Consider the following 3,869-nt stretch of genomic DNA (forward strand, 5'->3'; position numbering starts at 1 on the left):
TATAATTGCACAGTATGGTTATGAAGTTGTAGGTGTAGAAGAATCTGAATCAGGAGTACAACTAGCTACAAAGGCTTTTCCGAACTGCGAATTTATTCAAGGTAGTATTTACAATCTACCCTACACCAAAATAGGCAACAATTTTGATATTGTCATCGCGGCTGAAGTCGTTGAGCATCTGTTTATTCCCAAAGAATTAGTGAAAAATGCTAAAAAATGTCTCAAGCCTAATGGTCGTTTAATATTGACTACCCCTTATCACGGCTATGTTAAAAATACCATACTGGCGCTTTCTGGCAAAATGGATCGGCACTTTACTGCACTCTGGGATGGCGGACATATTAAGTTTTTCTCTGTGGCAACTCTGACTAAGTTGCTCGAATCAGAAGGCTATGGAGATATAAAGTTTAATTTTGCTGGGGGCTTTCCTTATGTTTGGAAATCAATGTTATGTTCTAGTACCCCTTCAAAGGATGTTTGAAAAGTATTCACCCTGGCGACTCGTACCGCAAGGCGAAAGTTAAGAGTTTGCGATCGCCTTTCACTCAACCTCCACAATGGGAGATCATCACTATTTTGTTATCGATTCTAGAACAACTTACCCCTCTCATTCTGACCTACAACGAAGCCCCTAACATTGAACGTACCCTGAAAAAACTGAGTTGGGCTAAGAAGATTGTTGTTATTGACAGTTATAGTACAGATGAAACCTTAGAAATTTTATCTTCCTACCCTCAAGTTGAAGTTTTTCAACGGAAATTCGATTCTTTTGCTAGTCAATGTAACTATGGGTTGACAAAAATTACATCAGAATGGGTTCTATCTCTAGATGCAGATTATATCTTGACAGATGAGCTAATTCACCAAATTCAGACGTTACCAGTAGAGACAGATATAAACAGCTACAGTTTTAGATTTAAATATTGTGTTTTTGGTAAACCTTTGCGTGGTACTCTACTTCCACCCCGAAAGGTATTGTACAAAAAGAAAAAGGCAATTTATCAAGATGATGGACACGCACATCGGGTTTCAGTAGAGGGTCAATCCCGATTACTTTCAGCATACATTCATCATGACGATCGCAAGCCTTTAAATCGTTGGCTATGGGCGCAACAACGTTACATGGTGATTGAAACCAAAAAACTGCTAGAAACACCAAACAGTGAACTCAGTTTAGGCGATCGCATCCGTAAACAAAAAACATTAGCACCATTAGTTATCTTTGTTTATTGTCTGATCCTCAAAGGTGGCATTCTTGATGGTTGGCAAGGTTGGTACTATACATTTCAGCGCGTATTAGCAGAAGTTCTTCTAAGTCTACATTTAATAGAAGCAGAAAAATTAAAATAATGGCTGACTATTTTTTGCAGTGAAATCCCTAGTACAAGTCGGCGTAAATAAACAGACCATTCAAAATCCATGAAAAGCCCATTTTATAAGCTTTTTGACTTTTGATTTCATGGCGGTACTAGATATCTAGCTCATCCTGGAAACTATATAATAATAATGTAGAGTTAAACCTAATTTCAGTTGATATAATGTTGAAACTGAACAAAAAATATTGGTTCCTAATTATAGCGGGTTTTCTCTTAGCATTACTCAGCTTCATTCCTATCCGACTAGCGATCGCCTCTTACCAGTCCCCCCATCCCCAAGCAATTCTTACCCTGGGTGGCGATCCAAAACGAGAAGAATTTACTGCTCAATTTGCCCAAAAACATCCCCAGTTGGATATATGGGTTTCTAGTGGTAGTCGCCCAGAACAAGTCCTGGAAATATTTGCAAGTGCAGATATTGCCAACTACCGCTTTCACCTCGATTACCGTGCTATTGACACTGTTACCAACTTTACCAGCTTAGTTGATGATTTTAAATCCCAGAAAATTCAGCATATCTATTTAATTACCTCCAGCTATCATATGCCCAGAGCTAAAGCCATAGCCACCTTAGTTCTGGGTAGCCAAGGAATAACTTTTACCCCCATCTCTATTCCGTCCTCAAAACCCAGAGAATCCATAGTCCGCATCGTTAGAGATAGTGGGCGTTCCCTATTGTGGATTGTGTCAGGTCGTACAGGAGCCAGCTTTCACCCTCGTTTTCGTGAGCCATTTTATGCGGCTAGATAAATACATATTGGGCAATTATACCCCTGGCGCGCCCTATTGGAAACAGCTTTTGTGGTACTTTCTGGGGTCTCCTTTAGTTGAGAGTTCTTGGCTACCGATCTCATCATTGAAGGTGGGGATATTACGGATTTTTGGAGCTAGTATTGGTGAAGGTGTTCGCATTAAGCCAGGAGTGCGGGTAAAGTTTCCTTGGCGGTTAACAGTAGGTAATTATGTTTGGATTGGTGAAGATACTTGGATAGATAACCTCGCTGATGTAACTATAGAAAGTCATGCTTGTATATCTCAAGGTGTGTATCTCTGCACAGGTAATCATGATTGGAGTCACCCTCACTTTGAGTTGAAAATTGCCCCAATTGATATTCAAGAAAGTAGTTGGATTGCTGCTAAATCAGTAATTGGTCCTGGTGTTACTGTTGGTAAAGGTGCTGTGCTAACTTTAGGTGGAGTTGCGGCTAAATCATTGTCACCGATGACTATTTATGCAGGGAATCCGGCACAACCAATTAAGGAAAGAAAGCTACATTAAAATAGATGTAGATGACATTGATAAATTATTAGCAAAAGTATGAAGTTACCAAACTTTGATACCCAAACTATTGACCGCATCATTGAAATGGCCTGGGAAGATAGAACACCAATGGAAGCTATTGAGGCTCAGTTTGGGCTACAAGAAAAACAGGTAATTGCTTTAATGCGCCAGCAAATGAAAGAATCTAGTTTCAAAATGTGGCGATCGCGAGTTACCAAACGCAAAACAAAACATTTACAGAAGCGAGAATTTATTGCAGGTCGCTTTAAGTCACACAATCAAAAATCATGAACAGTCAAATCAATTCAAAATTCAAAATTATTAATTCAAAATTAAAGACAATCAGTCGGGGCTTGTACCCACCACTGATTGAAGACTGCCAAATCAAAGATTATGGCAGGGGCTTGTACCCAGAATTAATCAATTACAAAATTTTATTTCTTCTTCATTTTGCATTTTGAATTTTGAATTTTGAATTCAAAAAAGGTCAGATCCTCTCACCCCTACCCAAAATCAAAGAAAATGATAAAGTGCTATTCAAGTCTTAAACAATAAATTTATCATGTCCCATCTACTCACAGCCTTCACACAGCGACTCCCTCGGATTATTACTTTTATCATCTTTCTCACTCTGATTAGTGGTTTAATACTGCCTACAGCTGCTTGGGCTGAGTCATCTGGTTTGGGCGTTGATCATGGTCATCTGAGTTCTTGTCCAGCTTCAGATAACTGTGTCGTCAGCCAAGACGCTGATGCTAAACACGCCATTGACCCCATTACATATCATGTAGATCGTGATGTAGCAAGAGAAACTTTACTCAAAGTTCTTGGTGTTGTTCCCCGCACAGAGGTGATAGAACAAACAGATAATTACATTCATGCTCTGTCTAAAAGCCGCATCTTTAAATTTGTTGATGATGTAGAGTTTTATTTACCTACCGATGAGCCAGTGATTCATACCCGTTCCGCATCTCGCATAGGAGAATCAGACTTGGGTGTTAACCGCAGACGTATAGAACAAATTCGCCTAGCTTTGCGCGATTTAAACATTTAATTTTTTAAAATATGTACAATCGGGATGACTGGATTCGAACCAGCGGCCCCTTCGTCCCGAACGAAGTGCGCTACCAAGCTGCGCTACATCCCGCCACAGTTAACACCTAAACATTATATCATAAGCAATCATAAATTATGAAAATGTGCTGATTATA

General features: G+C 39.4%; 6 protein-coding genes and 1 tRNA gene. 6 read left to right on the forward strand and 1 reads right to left on the reverse strand.

What is annotated here, in order from left to right:
• From VB654_RS23095 to VB654_RS23120, 6 genes are all read left to right on the forward strand, one after another.
• Positions 1-481: class I SAM-dependent methyltransferase (locus VB654_RS23095; protein ID WP_323216165.1), on the forward strand; the 481-nt coding region annotated here is incomplete at its 5' end.
• 104 nt (positions 482-585) lie between these two features.
• On the forward strand, positions 586-1,350 hold the full coding sequence (locus VB654_RS23100; RefSeq protein ID WP_323216171.1) for a glycosyltransferase family 2 protein: 765 nt from the start codon (positions 586-588) through the stop codon (positions 1,348-1,350).
• Positions 1,351-1,538: 188 nt separating this feature from the next.
• Positions 1,539-2,126 carry a YdcF family protein gene (locus VB654_RS23105; RefSeq protein ID WP_323216166.1) on the forward strand — a complete coding sequence of 196 codons (588 nt, stop codon included), beginning with the start codon at positions 1,539-1,541 and terminating at the stop codon, positions 2,124-2,126.
• Positions 2,113-2,655 (forward strand): WcaF family extracellular polysaccharide biosynthesis acetyltransferase, encoded by a 543-nt coding sequence (locus tag VB654_RS23110; RefSeq protein WP_323216168.1) that lies wholly within the window; start codon positions 2,113-2,115, stop codon positions 2,653-2,655. Before VB654_RS23105 ends, VB654_RS23110 begins: the two co-directional genes overlap by 14 nt.
• Positions 2,656-2,694: 39 nt before the next feature.
• Complete coding sequence (locus tag VB654_RS23115) at positions 2,695-2,949, forward strand: TIGR03643 family protein (protein WP_323216169.1); 255 nt, start codon at positions 2,695-2,697, stop codon at positions 2,947-2,949.
• A gap of 271 nt (positions 2,950-3,220) precedes the next feature.
• A complete protein-coding gene (locus tag VB654_RS23120; protein ID WP_323216170.1) occupies positions 3,221-3,712 on the forward strand; it encodes a DUF1499 domain-containing protein in 492 nt (163 codons plus the stop codon).
• 19 nt (positions 3,713-3,731) lie between these two features.
• Here VB654_RS23120 and VB654_RS23125 read toward each other — a convergent pair.
• Positions 3,732-3,805: transfer RNA gene (locus VB654_RS23125), tRNA-Pro, on the reverse strand.
• Positions 3,806-3,869: the final 64 nt, after the last annotated feature.

The sequence above is a fragment of the Nodularia sp. UHCC 0506 genome (assembly GCF_034931045.1).
Taxonomy (GTDB): domain Bacteria; phylum Cyanobacteriota; class Cyanobacteriia; order Cyanobacteriales; family Nostocaceae; genus Nodularia.

Bases quoted from the DNA above. Each gene is read 5' to 3' on its own strand.
- VB654_RS23105 (WP_323216166.1), top strand. From the start codon at position 1,539: ATGTTGAAACTGAACAAAAAATATTGGTTCCTAATTATAGCGGGTTTT.
- VB654_RS23110 (WP_323216168.1), top strand. From the start codon at position 2,113: ATGCGGCTAGATAAATACATATTGGGCAATTATACCCCTGGCGCGCCC.
- VB654_RS23115 (WP_323216169.1), top strand. From the start codon at position 2,695: ATGAAGTTACCAAACTTTGATACCCAAACTATTGACCGCATCATTGAA.
- VB654_RS23120 (WP_323216170.1), top strand. From the start codon at position 3,221: ATGTCCCATCTACTCACAGCCTTCACACAGCGACTCCCTCGGATTATT.